This is a genomic window from Rhodanobacter sp. sgz306013, from assembly GCF_057031145.1.
This window is the reverse complement of the sequence record NZ_JBXCIJ010000003.1, coordinates 325,507-341,019: the sequence shown is the minus strand read 5'-3', so window position 1 is coordinate 341,019 and position 15,513 is coordinate 325,507. Positions and strand designations below refer to the sequence as shown.

Annotated in this window: 11 protein-coding genes; 8 read left to right on the top strand and 3 right to left on the bottom strand. The window is 69.2% G+C overall.

What is annotated here, in order from left to right:
- Positions 1–175: 175 nt before the first annotated feature.
- The gene (locus AC2EWF_RS11155) at positions 176–1,228 is read left to right on the top strand and encodes a LysR substrate-binding domain-containing protein (RefSeq protein WP_483639441.1); all 1,053 of its coding nucleotides are present in this window, start codon (positions 176–178) and stop codon (positions 1,226–1,228) included.
- On the opposite strand, the gene AC2EWF_RS11150 is transcribed toward AC2EWF_RS11155, so the two are convergent.
- From AC2EWF_RS11150 to AC2EWF_RS11140, 3 genes are all read right to left on the bottom strand, one after another.
- Complete coding sequence (locus AC2EWF_RS11150; protein ID WP_483639440.1) at positions 1,194–1,931, bottom strand: phosphoadenylyl-sulfate reductase; 738 nt, start codon at positions 1,929–1,931, stop codon at positions 1,194–1,196. The two genes, AC2EWF_RS11155 and AC2EWF_RS11150, sit on opposite strands and share 35 nt — an antisense overlap.
- Entirely contained in the window at positions 1,928–3,688 is a 1,761-nt protein-coding gene (gene cysI / locus AC2EWF_RS11145) for an assimilatory sulfite reductase (NADPH) hemoprotein subunit (RefSeq protein WP_483639439.1), read from the bottom strand. Before cysI ends, AC2EWF_RS11150 begins: the two co-directional genes overlap by 4 nt.
- A gap of 62 nt (positions 3,689–3,750) precedes the next feature.
- Positions 3,751–5,562 (bottom strand): assimilatory sulfite reductase (NADPH) flavoprotein subunit, encoded by a 1,812-nt coding sequence (locus tag AC2EWF_RS11140; protein WP_483639805.1) that lies wholly within the window; start codon positions 5,560–5,562, stop codon positions 3,751–3,753.
- A 179-nt stretch (positions 5,563–5,741) separates the two neighbouring features.
- Between AC2EWF_RS11140 and AC2EWF_RS11135 the strand changes: the two genes are divergently transcribed.
- From AC2EWF_RS11135 to AC2EWF_RS11105, 7 genes are all read left to right on the top strand, one after another.
- Positions 5,742–6,491 (top strand): sulfite exporter TauE/SafE family protein, encoded by a 750-nt coding sequence (locus tag AC2EWF_RS11135; RefSeq protein WP_483639438.1) that lies wholly within the window; start codon positions 5,742–5,744, stop codon positions 6,489–6,491.
- A 658-nt stretch (positions 6,492–7,149) separates the two neighbouring features.
- A complete protein-coding gene (locus tag AC2EWF_RS11130; RefSeq protein ID WP_483639437.1) occupies positions 7,150–8,328 on the top strand; it encodes a ribosomal protein uL16 3-hydroxylase in 1,179 nt (392 codons plus the stop codon).
- Positions 8,325–8,825 carry a DUF7931 domain-containing protein gene (locus AC2EWF_RS11125; RefSeq protein WP_483639436.1) on the top strand — a complete coding sequence of 167 codons (501 nt, stop codon included), beginning with the start codon at positions 8,325–8,327 and terminating at the stop codon, positions 8,823–8,825. Before AC2EWF_RS11130 ends, AC2EWF_RS11125 begins: the two co-directional genes overlap by 4 nt.
- A 244-nt stretch (positions 8,826–9,069) precedes the next feature.
- Positions 9,070–11,907 carry a 2-oxoglutarate dehydrogenase E1 component gene (locus tag AC2EWF_RS11120; protein WP_483639435.1) on the top strand — a complete coding sequence of 946 codons (2,838 nt, stop codon included), beginning with the start codon at positions 9,070–9,072 and terminating at the stop codon, positions 11,905–11,907.
- 91 nt (positions 11,908–11,998) lie between these two features.
- Entirely contained in the window at positions 11,999–13,192 is a 1,194-nt protein-coding gene (odhB, locus tag AC2EWF_RS11115) for a 2-oxoglutarate dehydrogenase complex dihydrolipoyllysine-residue succinyltransferase (RefSeq protein WP_483639434.1), read from the top strand.
- A 144-nt stretch (positions 13,193–13,336) separates the two neighbouring features.
- A complete protein-coding gene (lpdA, locus tag AC2EWF_RS11110; RefSeq protein ID WP_483639433.1) occupies positions 13,337–14,764 on the top strand; it encodes a dihydrolipoyl dehydrogenase in 1,428 nt (475 codons plus the stop codon).
- Between the two features lie 151 nt (positions 14,765–14,915).
- Positions 14,916–15,512: an LOG family protein gene (locus AC2EWF_RS11105; RefSeq protein WP_483639432.1), complete on the top strand. Its 597-nt coding sequence runs from the start codon at positions 14,916–14,918 to the stop codon at positions 15,510–15,512.
- Position 15,513: the final 1 nt, after the last annotated feature.

Genomic DNA, 15,513 nt, shown 5'->3' with positions numbered 1-15,513 from the left:
ACGTCTATCCGTATAGACGTCCGAACAAAAATGCATATACACTGGCTCGCATGGCCATCATCGATGCCGAATCCATCCGACCCAGCACCCGCGTCGTGCGGGCGGGGACGATGCGATGTACGTGCGCGCAGCACGCCGCCACGCCACAGCCGCCGTCCCGACACCCTGGATCGCCATGACCCTGACCCAGCTTCGCTACCTTGTCGCCATCGCCGACTGCCGCCTCAACATCACCGCCGCCGCCGAGCACGTGCATGCCACCCAGCCCGGGGTAAGCAAGCAGCTCAAGCAGCTGGAGGACGAACTCGGCCTGCAGCTGTTCATCCGCAAGGGCAAGAGCCTGGATTCGGCCACCGATGCCGGCGTGCGGGTGATCGAGCGGGCACGGGTGATCCTGGCCGAGGCGCTGAACATCCGCTCGATCGCCGCGAACCTGCGCAACGAGGCGCACGGCGAGCTGCGCATCGCCACCACGCACACGCAGGCGCGCTTCGCCCTGCCCGGCTCGATCGCCGCGCTGAACCGGCGCTACCCGCAGGTCAGCGTGCACCTGCAGCCCAGCGGCGACGCCGAAGTGCTGGCCCTGCTGGAAAGCGGCCGCGTCGACCTGGCGGTGGTCAGCACCTCCGGCGCCGCGCCGGCCGGCGGCATCGCCCTGCCCGCCTACCGCTGGAGCCGCGTGGTGCTTTCGCCACGGGACCATCCGCTGGCGACGCTGGGCCGCGCGCCTACCCTGGCCGAGCTGGCCGCGCAACCGCTGGTGAGCTACGACTCCTCGAAGCGGCCGGAATCCTCGCTGCGCCGCGCCTTCGCCGCCGCCGGGCTGGTGCCGCAGATCGCGATGACCGCCGCCGACGCCGACCTCATCAAGACCTACGTACGCGCGGGACTCGGCATCGGCGTGCTGGCCGAGATGGCGCTGCAGCCGGGCGAGGACGCCGACCTGCAGGTGATCCAGGCAGACGCGTTGCTGCCGCTGTGCACCACCTGGATCGTGCTGCGCAAGGACTGCGTGCTGCGCGACTACACTCTGGAGTGGATCGCGCAGTTCGCGCCGCACCTGGACCGCAGCGACGTGCGCCGCCAGCTCACGCTGGGCATCGCGCCGGAAACCCCGCCCCGCGTGCCGCACTGGCGCGAGGGCCATGATGCCGCCGTCGGCGCCACCCGTGCTGTCGCGGCGGCCTCGCCGCTCACGGCAGTTCGTGCAGGCCGCACTCGCGCTTGAGCCCGAAGAAGCGGGTGTCCTCGGCGTCCATGCCCGGCTCCCAGCGGTGGGTGGTGTGGGTGTCGCCGATGGAGATGTAGCCCTGCTCCCACAACGGGTGGTAGGGCAGGTCGTACTCTTGCAGGTAACGACCCACGTCGCGATCCGTCCAGTCGGCGATCGGGTGCAGCTTCCACCTGCCCGTGCCGGACGAATCCGGCCGCCATTCCACGAAGTCGATCGCGCGGCGGCTGCGTGACTGGCTGCGGCGCAGGCCGGCGAACCAGCCCTGTACGCCCAGCTCGGCCAGCGCGCGTTGCATCGGCTCCACCTTGCGGATGCGGTTGTAGCGGTCCAGTCCCTCGATGCCCTGCTCCCACAGCCTGCCGTAGCGCGCCTCGGCCCAGGCGCGGCCGATGGCGGGGCGATAGACCTTGAGGTTGAGCGCGAGCCGCTCGCTCAGGGTATCGACGAACTGGTACGTCTCGGGAAACAGGTAGCCGGTGTCGATCAGGATCACCGGGATGTCCGGCGCATGGCTCGCCAGCAGGTGCAACGACACCGCCGCCTGCGCGCCGAAGCTGGACGACAGCGCATGCGCGCCTGGCACCTGCGCCAACATCCAGCGCACGCGCGCCGCGGCATCGCGCCCGGCCAGCCAGTGGTTGAGCGCGCGCAGCGCTCCGGCGTCGTTGCCGTCGGCGGGAAGCCCGGGCGCGCTCATGCAATGACCTCCAGCGCGATCTTCTTCGACGCCACGATGCCGGTGCGCAACAGGAAGTCGCCGAAGTGCTCGCCCGGGGCACGCTCGCCGGCATAGCGGGCAAACAATTCGTCCAGGGCCGACAGGATCGCGGCCTCGTCCACGTTCTCGCGATAAACCTGGTTGAGCCGCTGGCCGCGGAAATCCGCCGCCAGGCGCAAGTCGTAGCGCCCCACCGCGCGGCCCACCAGGGCGATTTCGCCGAGGTAGGGACGCGAGCAGCCGTTCGGGCAGCCGGAAAGGCGCAGCAGGATGGCTGCGTCGAGCAGCCCGTGGCGATCCAGCGAAGCCTCCAGCTTGGGCAGCAGCTGCGGCAGGTAGCGCTCACTCTCAGCCATCGCCAGCCCGCAGGTGGGCAGCGCCACGCAGGCGACGGCGTGGCGGCGGATGCCGCTGTGGCGGCGGTAGCCGTCCATGCCATGCGCGGCCACGATGGCGTCGACGTGCTCCCGGTCGGCCGCCTCCACATTGGCGACGATCAGGTTCTGGTTGCAGGTGAGCCGGATGTCTCCGGTATGCACGTGCGCGATCTCGCGCATGCCGCTCAACCAGCGCGCCTCGCCGCCGTCCAGCAGGCGGCCGGACTCCACCTGCAGGGTGAGATGCCAGCGACCGTCATGGCCTTCGATCCAGCCATAACGGTCGCCGTTGTGGTCGAAGCGGAACGGCCGCACCGGCGCCAGCGCGAAGCCCGCGCGCCGTTCGATTTCCGCCTTGACCTTGTCCAGCCCATGCCTGTCGATGGTGTACTTGAAGCGCGCATGCTTGCGCTCCTCGCGGTCGCCCCAGTCGCGCTGCACGGCGATGGTGGCCTCGGCCAGCGTCACCAGGCGCTCGGGCGGCACGAAGCCGATCACGTCGGCAAGTCGCGGATACGTCGACGGGTCGCCATGGCTGGCGCCCATGCCGCCGCCGATCGCCACGTTGAAGCCGGCCAGCTCGCCCTGCTCCAGGATCGCGATCAGGCCCAGGTCCTGGGCGAACACGTCGACGTCGTTGAGCGGCGGGATCGCCACGCCTATCTTGAACTTGCGCGGCAGGTAGGTGGCGCCGTAGAGCGGTTCGTGCTCGGCGGCAGCCGCCTCGCCCACCAGCTGCTCGCCATCCAGCCAGATCTCATGGTAGGCGCGAGTGTTCGGCTTCAGATGCTCGGACAGCTTCGCGGCCCAGGCATAGGCGGCGGCATGTGCCTGCGACTGCACGGGATTGGCATTGCACACCACGTTGCGGTTGACGTCGCCGCAGGCGGCGATGGTGCTGGCCAGCGCGTCGTTGATCGCGGCGATGGTGGGCTTCAGGTTGCGCTTGACGATGCCGTGCCACTGGAAGGTCTGCCGCGTGGTGATGCGCAGGCCGCTGGAGGCGTAGTCGCTGGCGATCCTGTCGAAGGCCAGCCACTGCGCCGGCGTCATCACGCCGCCCGCCAGGCGCGCGCGCACCATGAAGGCGTAGGCGGGCTCCAGCTTTTGCCGCCGCCGCTCGTCGCGGATGTCGCGGTCGTCCTGCTGGTAGCTGCCGTGGAACTTCAGCAGCTTGTTGTCGTCCTCGCTGATCGCGCCGGTGACCGGGTCGGCCAGCCCTTCGGCGATGCCGCCGCGCAGGAAGCGGCTGGTGGCCTTGATGTGTTCGAAATGCGAAGGCATGGGATGGCTAGCTTCTTTTGAAAGTGCGGCGATGGATGGCCGCTTCCTGATCCACGCGTTCGCGGACGAACGCATGGATTCCTAAAGTACGGCCAGGGACGGCCGCTTCTTGACTCTTGCGTTCATGGGTCAACGCACTAATAAACGTCTCTTGCGTAGCGCCCTTCCTGCAGCAGTTCGGCCAGCCAGCCGCGGGCATCTTCGGCGGAGAGGCCGCCATGGGTGGTGGCCACCGCGACCAGCGCCTCGTGCACGTCCTTCGCCATGTGCGTCGCGTCGCCGCAGACATAGAGATGGGCGCCGTCGCGCAGCCAGGCGTATAGTTCGCGGCCGTGTTCGCGCAATCGATGCTGGACGTAGGTCTTGGCGGCGGTGTCACGCGAGAAGGCGAGATCGAGGCGATGCAGCGCGCCGTCCTGCAGTGCCTGCTGCCATTCGGTCTGGTAAAGGAAGTCCTGCGCGAAATGGCGATTGCCGAAGAACAGCCAGTTGCGCCCCGCGGCGCCCACGGCCTGGCGCTCCTGCACGAAGGCGCGGAACGGTGCCACGCCGGTACCCGGCCCTATCATCACGATGTCGCGGCTGGTGTCGGCAGGCAGGCGGAAACGCTCGTTCGGCTCCACGAACACCGGTACGCGCTGCCCGTCGCCGGCCGCGGCGAGGAAGGACGAGGCCGCACCGAAGTGCTCGCTGCCATGGGCGTGGTAGCCCACGACGGCCAGGGCGAGATGCACCTCGTCCTCACCCACCGCCTTTGGGCTGGAGGCGATGGAATACAGCCGCGGGGTGAGCGGGCGCAACGCGGCCACCAGTTGCGCGGCATCCCAGTCCACCGGATGGCGGCGCAGCAGGTCGATCGGCTGGTGCGTGTCGAGCAGCCGGGCCAGCGCCTCGCGCCGCTCCGGTTCCAGCACGCGGGCGAGCGCGGCGTCGCCACTGGCGGCGGCATGCGCAGCCAGCAGCGGGCGGCTCAGCCGGGTCAGCTCGCGCTCGTGGCTCAGCCAGCGCGCCAGCGGCAGTCGGCGACCGTCGTGAGCCACCTCCTGTCCGCCGTCCAGGCGCAGCAGGCGCAGGACTTCGTCCACCAGCACCGGCGGGTTGTGCGGCCACACGCCCAGCGCGTCGCCCGGCTCGTAGCGCAGGCCCGAGCCCTCAAGCGACAATTCGAGGTGGCGCACCTCGCGTGCGCTGTCGCGCGCGACGATGCGCTGGTTTTCCAGCACCTCGGCGGCATACGGGTTTTCGCGGCCGTGCAGCACACTGTTCACCGCGTGCAGGGCCACCGGACGCTGGTTCGCGGCGACAGGCGTGGCCGGCGCGCCCAGCGCCTCGCGCGCCTTTTCCAGCACGCCATCGCTCCAGCTCGCGCCCACCGCCTCGAAATCCACGTCCGCCTCGCCCGGCTCGGCGAAGCGCTGCGCGCCCAGTTCGGCGAAGCGCGCGTCGAGCCGGCGGCTCACCGCGCAGAACTGCGGGTAGCTGGAGTCGCCCAGGCCCAGCACCGCGAATTTCAGCTTCGGCAGCTTCGGGGCGCGCCTGCCGGTGAGGAACTCGACGAAGCCCAGCGCGTCGTCCGGCGGGTCGCCGTCGCCCTGGCTGCTGATCACCAGCGCGAGGTGGCGCTCCTCGGCCAGCTCGCGCGCCGGATAGGCGCCGGTGCGCAGCAGCCGCACGTTCAGGCCCGCCGCCGTGGCGCGCTCGGCCAGCCGCTCGGCTACCCGGCGCGAGTTGCCGGTCTGGCTCCCGTAGAGCACGGTCAGCCGCCCGCCCGCCGTCGCGTTCGGCGCCACGGCCGTGGCGGCGGCGCCCGGCAGGACCACGCTCGTGGACTGCGCCGCCAGGGCGGCGCTCCACGCCGAGATCCAGTACAGATCCGCGGGCGGCAAGCCTTCGGTCAGCCGGTGCAGCAGCGCCAACCGCTCCGCGGCCAGGCCCGGCGTCGGCAGCATCGGTCGTGTGGCAACGCTCACAGGCTTTCCTTTTGGACGTCCATACGTCTTGGCGGCCATGCTATGGCCAGGGATGGCAGGCCTGAAAACACTTGTGGGCATGTGCTTATGCGGGCCGCTCATTTCCGGGCCACCGGCGCGCGTGCTGACATGCGCCGGCCATCCAACCGCGAGTGCCGATGAGCGCCCTGCCGGAATTCCTTGTCTTTGCCCTCGTGGGCGCCGCGGCGCAACTGGTGGACGGTGCGCTGGGCATGGCCTACGGCGTGACCTCGGCGGGACTGCTGCTGGGCCTGGGCATGCCGCCGGTGATGGCCAGCGCCAGCGTGCACTACGCGGAGACCTTCACCTGCGGAGCCTCGGGGCTCAGCCACCTCGCGGCCGGCAATGTGCGGCGGCGCCTGTTCCTGGCGCTGGCGATTCCCGGCGTGATCGGCGCCCTGCTCGGCGCGTGGCTGGCGGTGCACCTGCCCACGCAGTGGATGCGCATCGCGCTGGCGCCCTACCTGCTTGGCATGGGCCTGTTCCTGTTGCTGCGCGGCGCGAAGCGCGCCGGTGAATGCACCGAACCGCCGCGCGGCACCTCGTTGCTGGGTGCGGCGGCCGGCTTCCTCGACGCGGTCGGCGGTGGCGGCTGGAGCGCCCTGACCGCCACCACCCTGCTCGCCCGCGGATTGCAGCCTCGCGTGGTGATCGGCAGCGTGCACCTGGCCAAATGCGTGGTGAGCATCGCCGCCAGCGCCGCCTTCCTGTTCGGCATCGGCGCCGGCCACGGGGTAGCCGTGCTGGGATTGATCGCGGGGGGCATCCTCGCGGCCCCGTGCGGCGCGTTCTTCATCCGCCGCATCCCGGCGCGTGCCGCCACCGTGCTGGCCGGGCTGGCGGTATTGGCGCTGGGTATCAACAACGCGGTGCGTGTGCTGCATTGAGGGTTTGCCTGCGGGGGCGTTGCCGCAGGCGGTGGAGTGGTTTCGGTCGCCTGTCGCTGGGGACGAAGCGGTTTCGACCGCCTGACGGCACCCGACTCACTTCTCTTTGCTGGTCCAAAGAGAAGTAACCAAGGGAAATGGCCTGGTTCAACCCGCCAGGATTACGAGCAGGACGTTTCGAGGTTCTTGGAGCCACTTCTGCCTGCGCGATACACGATACGGCCATACCGCGCCGTATTCGGGAGCCGAGGGAGCAAAGCCTCGCGGCGCTACGCGCCGCTTTGGCTTACTTTGCTCTAGCCGTTGCTTCTGCGCGCAGGAGCGCGCTGCTCTTTCCGGGGCCCCTGGGCGGCGATGAGGCGGGGACGATCAGGCCGCGCAGCGGGCGAGGCCAGGGATGGCCTCGCCTTTTCGCGCGGGCAGGAGCCCGCTCGAAAAGCCCGGCCCCGACTCACGGACTTGCCGGGCAGGATGCCCGGCAAGCGCCAACCGGGGTGGCCTTCTCTTTGGGTTACTTTTTTCTTGGCCACCCAAGAGAAAAGTAACCCGGGCCGCGGCAGCGGCACGAAACCGTTTTGAAACTTGCCCGAGGGCAACAGCCATCTCCTCCGCCATCTACAATGCGCGAATGACACCCGCCCCCACTCCCCGCAAGACCATGCTCCCTCTCGAAGTGCGCGGTTCCACCCGGCAGCCGCTGGGCATGCCGCCCGCGCAGTTCCTGCGCGACTACTGGCAGAAGCGCCCGCTGCTGATCCGCAACGCCTTCCCGGATTTCGTGCCGCCGATCCAGCCCGAGGATCTGGCCGGCCTGGCCTGCGAGGAAGGTGCGCTGTCGCGGCTGATCCGCCACGACGAGGCACGCGAGCGCTGGCAGGTGAAGACCGGCCCGCTGACCGAGGCCGACTTCGCGAAGACCGGCGACGCGAACTGGACCCTGCTGGTGCAGGACGTGGACAAGTGGGACGCCGACGTGGCCGCCCTGCTGGAGGCTTTCGCCTTCCTGCCCAGCTGGCGGGTGGACGACATCATGATCTCCTACGCCGAGCCCGGCGGCGGCGTGGGCGCGCACGTGGACCAGTACGACGTGTTCCTGCTGCAGGGCCTGGGCCAGCGGCACTGGGCGATCAGTACCGACCCCGCCGCGCCGAAGGACTTCCGCCCCGACGTGGAGCTGAAGCAGCTGCGCGAGTTCACGCCGACCCACGAATGGCTGCTGGAGCCGGGCGACATGCTCTACCTGCCGCCCGGCGTGCCGCACGACGGCGTGGCCTTCGGCGGGCCCTGCATGACGATCTCGGTGGGCATGCGCGCACCCTCGCAGGGGGAATTGACCGGCGACCTCGCCGACTACCTTGCCGAGCGGCTGCACGACGACCAGCGCTACGCCGACCCCGACCTCGCACCGGCCAGGGCGCCCGGGGAGATCGACGACGCGTCGCTGGCGCGGCTGCGCCGGGCGCTGCCGTTCGCCGCCGCGCTGGACGAGGACACCCTGCGCGACTGGTTCGGCCGCTTCATCACCCGCTACCGCAACGCGCAGACCCCGGCCGCGCCCGACCGTCCCGTCACCGAGGCCGCGCTGCGCAAGCGGCTCGCCGCCGGCGCGCGCCTGCTGCGCCATCCGTGGTCTCGCATGGCGTGGAGCCGCGGCAAGTCCGGCTGCACCCTGTATGCGAACGGCCAGGCCTGGCCGGCCTCGGCGGCGCTGGCGCGGCAGCTGTGTGCGCAGCGCGAGATCGCGTTCGATGCCGCGCCGTCCACGGCGGCGGGCGAGTTGCTGCTGGCGCTGGTCAACGACGGGCACCTGGTGCTGCGCAGGGCACGCCGGCGGTGAACGCCCCGGCCGACGACGACGGGCGCCGGGCGATCGACGGCCGCGAGGCATTGGCCGCCGCACGGCTGCAACTGCTGGTCGCCGCGCGCCACCGGCTGGCGCTGCACTTGCCCCTGCTCGGCCGCGACGACTACGGCAACGACGCGGAACTGGCCGAGCTCAAGCGCATCGCCACCTCCGGCCGCCGTGCCGGGATCCGCATCCTGCTGCACGACCCTGCCACCGCGCTGCGCGACGGCCACCGGCTGATCGCGCTGTTCCAGCGCCTTTCCAGCGCGATCGCGATCCGCACGCCGGTGGAGGACGTGGATCGCCAATGTGCCAGCGCCTGGCTCACCACGGACACCGGGGGCTACCTGTACCTGCCCGACGCCGGCCGCCCGCAGGGGCGCATGGCGCTCTCCGACCGCGCTGCGCAGGCGCCGCTGCAGCAGCAGTTCGAGGAGATGTGGGAGCGCTCGGCCCGCGCAAGCGAGCTGCAGGCCCTGGACTTGTAGCAGCTGCTGAACGCCCGGTTCACCTCGACGGCACGCGCCCCGGGTGCCGCAAAACGCGACCGGGGGCCGTTTGCGACCAAAGTCGCGGCGGCCCGTGCTTGAAATCCCTTGCGCGAGGCCCGATCCGGGCCGTGCATGGGTTGCCGCTGCGCAGCAACGCAAGGCTATAATTAACAGGATTTTTCGCCGGCGATCCGTGCCGCCGAAGGATCGCCGCAAGCCTCCCTTCCCTGCCGGTGGTGACGTGAGTACAAACCTGATCCGCGAGTTCTTCGAATCCTCGCAACTCGCTGGCGGCAACGCCGATTACGTCGAATCCCTGTACGACGCCTGGCTGGCCGACCCCGCGTCGGTTTCCGCCGAGTGGAGCAAATACTTCGAGACGTTCAGGGGCCGCGAGGCCGGCGACGTCCCGCACGGCAACGCCATCGCGCGCATCGAGGCGGCGCAGAAGCAGCGCCATGTCGTGGCCGCCGCGCCGGTCAGCGACGAACACGCGCGCAAACAGGCCGGCGTGCTGCGCCTGCTGACCGCCTACCGCTCGCGCGGCCACCTCGCCGCCGACCTCGACCCGCTGGGCCTGGCGCACAAGATGGAGGCGCCCGATCTCGGCCTTGCCTTCCACGGTCTCTCCGAAGCCGACCTCGACACCGAGTTCGACTGCGGCACCTATGCCGGTGGCGGCCAGCGCATGAAGCTGCGCGAGCTGTGGGCGCGCCTCAAGAAGGTGTACACGCGCAGCATCGGCGCGGAGTTCATGTACATCTCCGACCACGCGCAGCGCAACTGGATCTACAGCCGCCTGGAGCAGGCCAACGGCAGCGCCGGCCTCGACGCCGCAGGCAAGCAGCGCGTGCTGGAGGGCCTCACCGCCGCCGACGGCCTGGAGCGCTACCTCCACACGAAATACGTCGGCCAGAAGCGCTTCTCGCTGGAAGGCGGCGACAGCCTGATCCCGATGCTGGACGACGTGGTGCGCGCCGCCGGCGACAACGGCATCAAGGAAGTGGTGATCGGCATGGCCCACCGCGGCCGCCTCAACGTGCTGGTCAACATCCTCGGCAAGCCGCCGAAGACCCTGTTCGACGAGTTCGAGGGCCGCTTCGAGCACCCTGACGATCCCGCGCACTCCGGCGACGTGAAGTACCACATGGGCTTCTCCGCCGACGTCAAGACGCCCAGGGGCGGTACCCACGTGGCGCTGGCGTTCAACCCCTCGCACCTGGAAATCGTCAACCCGGTGGTGGCCGGCTCCGTGCATGCGCGCCAGGTGCGCCGCCACGACGGCGCCCACCAGCAGTCGATGGCGGTGCTGATCCACGGCGACGCCGCGCTGGCCGGCCAGGGCGTGAACATGGAACTGTTCAACATGTCGCAGGCCCGCGGCTTCAAGATCGGCGGCAGCCTGCACATCGTGGTGAACAACCAGGTGGGCTTCACCACCTCCAACCCGCAGGACGCGCGCTCCACGATGTACTGCACCGACCTGGCCAAGATGGTCAACGCACCGGTGCTGCACGTGAACGGCGACGATCCGGAGGCGGTGATCGAAGCCACCCGCCTCGCCTACGATTTCCGCAAGACCTTCCGCAAGGACGTGGTGATCGACCTGGTGTGCTACCGCCGCCACGGCCACAACGAGGCCGACGAGCCGACCGCCACCCAGCCAGTGATGTACCAGGTCATCAAGAAGCTGCCGCCCGCGCGCGAGCTGTACGGCCAGCAGTTGGCGAAGGAGGGCGTGATCGCCGACGGCGACGTGCAGAAGCGCTTCGACGCCTACCGCGACCGCCTGGAAGCGGGCAAGCCGATGACCGAGCTCGACCCCTCGCCGAAGCGCGACATCCACATCGACTGGACGCGCTTCCTCAACGGCAAGCTGTCCGACAAGACCGACACCACGCTGCCAAAGCAGAAGCTGGTGGAGCTGGCCAACAAGCTGCTGGACATCCCCAAGGAGATCGCCCTGCAGTCACGCGTGGCGAAGATCTACGACGATCGCCGCAAGATGGCTTCCGGCCAGCAGCCGGGCGACTGGGGCTTCGCCGAGAACCTGGCCTATGCCAGCCTGATCGACGCCGGCTGCAACCTGCGCCTGGTGGGCCAGGATTCGGGCCGCGGCACCTTCTTCCACCGCCATGCGGTGCTGCACGACCAGAAGGATGGCCATACCTTCATGCCGCTGGCCACGATCCGCGACGGCGCCGACGTGGAAGTGATCGACTCGCTGCTCAGCGAGGAGGCGGTGATGGCTTTCGAATACGGCCATTCCACCACCGACCCCGACACACTCAACATCTGGGAAGGCCAGTTCGGCGACTTCGCCAACGGCGCCCAGGTGGTGATCGACCAGTTCATCAGCTCGGGCGAAGCGAAGTGGAATCGCCTGTGCGGCCTGGCGCTGTTCCTGCCGCACGGTTACGAGGGCCAGGGCCCGGAGCATTCGTCCGCACGCCTGGAGCGTTTCCTGCAGCTGTGCGCGTTCGACAACATGCAGGTGTGCGTGCCCACCACGCCAGCGCAGGATTTCCACATGATCCGCCGTCAGATGCTGCGCCCGGTGCGCAAGCCGCTGATCGTGATGACGCCGAAGTCGCTGCTGCGCCACAAGCTGGCCGTGTCGACGCTGGACGAGCTGGCCAACGGCAGCTTCCAGCTGGTGATCGGCGAGCACCGCGAGCTGGCCGCCAAGAAGGTGAAGCGCGTGGTGCTGTGCGCCGGCAAGGTCTACTACGACCTGCTGGAAGAGGCCGAGAAGCGCGGCCTCGCCGACGTGGCCATCGTGCGCGTGGAGCAGCTCTACCCGTTCCCGCGCGCCGAGGTGTCCGCCGAGCTGGAGAAGTACCCGGCCGCGAAGGAAGTGTTGTGGTGCCAGGAGGAACCGATGAACCAGGGCGCCTGGTTCCAGATCCGCCACCACCTGCAGGCCTGCGTGGGCCCGAAGCACAGCCTCTCCTACGCCGGCCGCGCGCGCTCGCCGGCGCCGGCCGCGGGCCACCTCAACACCCACGTCGCCGAGCAGGCCGCGCTGGTCGAGCAGGCGCTGGCTGCGCCGATCGGCACCGACCACTCCGCGGAGTAAGCTTCCGAGCATCCCGCGGCCAGGGACGGCCGCTTTCGATTCTTCTGATTTTTGCGCTCCAGGGCGAGCGCACCAACCCCAAGGGCCCGTCATGTCCATCGAAGTCAAAGTCCCCGTCCTGCCCGAGTCGGTCTCCGACGCCACCATCGCCACCTGGCACAAGAAGGCCGGCGATGCGGTGAAGCGCGACGAGAACCTGGTCGACCTGGAAACCGACAAGGTGGTGCTGGAGGTGCCCGCACCGGTCGACGGCGTGATCAAGGAGATCAGGCAGGACACCGGCGCCACGGTGAACAGCCAGCAGGTGATCGCGATCATCGAGGAAGGCGCCGCTGCTCCGGCGCCGGCGCCGGCCGCGAAGGAAGAGCCGAAGGCTGGCGCGCCCGCCCCGGCCGCGCCGAAGGCTGCCGCCGCCGAGCTTTCGCCCGCCGCGCAGCGGGTCGCGACCGAGAACAAGGTCGACACCTCCGCCATCGCCGGCACCGGCCGCGACGGCCGCATCATCAAGGAAGACGTGGTCAGCGCCGGTGCGCGCCCGGCCGCAGCCCCCGCCGCCGCGCCGGCCGCAAAGCCCACGCCGGGCGCCCGCCCGGAAGAGCGCGTGCCGATGACCCGCATGCGCGCGAAGATCGCCGAGCGCCTGATGCAGTCGAAGAACTCGATCGCCATGCTCACCTCGTTCAACGAGGTGAACCTGGCCGCGGTCAGCAAGATGCGCAAAGACCTCGGCGAGCAGTTCCAGAAGGAACACGGCGTCAAGCTCGGCTTCATGAGCTTCTTCGTCAAGGCCACGGTCGAGGCGCTGAAGCGCCACCCGATCGTCAACGCCTCGGTGGACGGCAACGACATCATCTACCACGGCTACCAGGACGTCTCGATCGCGGTTTCCACCGACAAGGGCCTGGTCACACCGGTACTGCGCAACGCCGAGAACATGAGCTTCGCCGACGTCGAGAAGGCCATCGCCGACTATGCCAAGAAGGCGCGCGACGGCAAGCTGACCCTGGAGGACCTGCAGGGCGGCACCTTCACCATCACCAACGGCGGCACCTTCGGTTCGCTGCTCTCCACCCCGATCGTAAACCCGCCGCAGAGCGCCATCCTCGGCATGCACACGATCAAGGAGCGCGCCGTCGTCGAGAACGGCCAGGTGATCGCCGCGCCGATGATGTACATCGCGATCAGCTACGACCACCGCATCATCGACGGCAAGGACGCGGTGTTGTTCCTGGTCGACATCAAGAACCAGCTCGAGAACCCGCAGCGGATGCTGCTTGGCCTCTAAGCATCACCGCATCGCCCCCTCTCCGTGTGGGAGAGGGGTTGGGGTGAGGGTTCGGCATCGCCGCGACGCCTCGCTCCGCACGCACCCTCACCCGCCCTTTGGGCATCCTCTCCCGCAGGGAGAGGGACAGAAGCGAGAAACACCATGAGCGACCAACAATTCGACGTCATCGTCATCGGTGGCGGCCCGGCCGGCTATCACGCCGCCATCCGCGCTGCGCAGCTGGGCCTGAAGACCGCCTGCATCGACGCCTGGGCCGGCAAGGACGGCAAGCAGGCGCTGGGCGGCACCTGCCTCAACGTGGGCTGCATCCCGTCCAAGGCGCTGCTCGATTCGTCCAAGCAGTTCTACAACATCGCACACAACCTGCCAGTGCACGGCATCAGCGTGGACAACGCCAAGGTCGACCTGGGCACCTTCATCGGCCGCAAGGACAAGATCGTCAAGCAGTTCACCGGCGGCGTGGCTCAGCTGTTCAAGGCGAACAAGATCACCAGCTTCTTCGGCAAGGGCAAGCTGTTGAAGGGCAACCAGGTGGAGATCACCGGCAACGACGGCGCCAAGCAGACCATCAGCGCCACCAACGTGATCCTGGCCTCCGGCTCGGTGCCGATCGAGCTGCCGTTCGCCAAGTTCGACGGCAAGCACATCATCGACAACGCCGGCGCCCTGGACATCAACGAAGTGCCCAAGCGCCTGGGCGTGATCGGCGCGGGCGTGATCGGCCTGGAGCTGGGCAGCGTGTGGCGCCGTCTGGGTGCCGAAGTGACCGTGCTCGAGGCCCTGCCCGACTTCCTCGGCGCCGCCGACGCGGACATCGCCAAGGTGGCGCTGAAGGAGTTCAAGAAGCTCGGGCTGGACATCAAGCTGGGCGCCAAGCTGGCCAAAGCCGAGGTGAAGAAGAACGAAGTCCACCTCACCTACACCGACTCCGACGGCGAGCACAGCCTGGTGGTCGACAAGCTGCTGGTCGCCGTGGGCCGCCGTGCCTACACCGACGGCCTGCTGTCCGACGACTGCGGCGTGAAGCTGGACGAGCGCGGCCGCATCGCCGTGGACGACCACTGCCACACCGGCGTCGACGGCGTCTGGGCGGTGGGCGACGCGGTGCGCGGCCCGATGTTGGCGCACAAGGGCTTCGAGGAAGGCATTGCCGTGGCTGAGTGGATCGCCGGTAAGTCGGGCCATGTCGCCTACGACACGATTCCGTGGGTGATCTACACCGAGCCGGAAATCGCCTGGGCCGGCAAGACCGAAAAGCAGCTCAAGGACGAAGGCGTGCCGTACAAGGTCGGCACCTTCCCGTTCGCCGCCATCGGCCGCGCCGTGGCGATGAACGAAGCCGTCGGCCAGGTGAAGATGCTCGCCCATGCCGACACGGACCGCATCCTCGGCGTGCACATGGTCGGACCGGGCGTATCCGAGCTGATCGCCGAGTGCGTGGTGGCGATGGAGTTCAAGGGCTCCTCCGAAGACCTGGCCCGCATCGTCCACGCCCATCCGACCCTGTCGGAAGCCGTGCACGAGGCGGCGCTGTCGGTGGACAAGCGCGCCATCCACAAGGGCAACTGAGGTCAGGATGACCTCGCCCCGGGCCGCACATGGAGGTGCGTGGATCCGGGATCCATGCGGCCCGCTTGTGGCGACACGGCGGGTCGCCGTTTTTCCGCCGTCCTCCCGACCGTAGCCGAGGTGACGGCCACCTCCTGAGCGCAGGCGTCCCATGCCACAGCCCACCTCCCTCTGCGTCTACTGCGGCTCCAGCGCCGGCAGGCATCCCGAATACGCCGAACGGGCGCGCGCCTTCGGCACCGAGATGGCGAAGCGCGGCATCGCGCTGGTGTACGGCGGCGGCAACGTGGGCCTGATGGGCATCGTCGCCGACGCGGTGCTGGCCGGCGGCGGCAAGGCCGTCGGCGTGATCCCGCGCCAGCTGGTCGAGCGCGAAGTGGCGCACAAGGACCTCAGCGAGCTGGTGGTGGTGGACACCATGCACCAGCGCAAGACGCGCATGTTCGAGCTGTCCGACGCCTTCGTCGCGCTGCCCGGGGGGTTCGGCACCATGGACGAGATGTTCGAGATGCTGACCTGGGCCCAGCTCGGCCTGCACCGCTACCCCTGCGCCTTCCTCGACGTGCGCGGCTATTACCGCGACCTGCGCGCGATGATGGACCACATGGTCGGCGAGCGCTTCGTGCGCGCCGGGCAGCGCGACAGCATCTGGTTCGGCGAGGAGATCGGCGCGCTGTTCGACTGGATGCAGGACTACGAGGGTATCCACCAACCCAAGTGGATCGACCGCGACAGCGTGCACGCCTGAG